This window comes from Falsiroseomonas algicola (genome assembly GCF_011040385.1).
Lineage (GTDB): Bacteria > Pseudomonadota > Alphaproteobacteria > Acetobacterales > Acetobacteraceae > Falsiroseomonas > Falsiroseomonas algicola.
Map to the genome: position 1 here is coordinate 1 of NZ_JAAIKB010000085.1, position 247 is coordinate 247.

Here is a 247-nt window from a genome sequence, read left to right on the forward strand (position 1 = left end):
CCTCGCCGCAGGCGCCGCACAGGCTGGAGGCCGTGGGCAGGTCCTTGGTCTCCTCGAGGCCCATCAGGTGCGGCATCAGGATGCTGCCGATGGGGCCCGGATAGGTGGTGCCGTAGGTGTGGCCGCCGACTCGGGTGTAGACCGGGCAGTGGTTCATGCAGGCGGCGCAGCGGATGCAGCGCAGGGTGTCGAGCAGCTCGTCGTCCTGATAGATGTTCGAGCGGCCGTTGTCGACCAGCACCAGGTG

General features: G+C 68.4%; 1 protein-coding gene. It reads right to left on the reverse strand.

The features are described 5' to 3' along the window. Positions 1 to 247: 4Fe-4S dicluster domain-containing protein (locus G3576_RS31125; RefSeq protein WP_164698351.1), on the reverse strand; the 247-nt coding region annotated here is incomplete at both ends.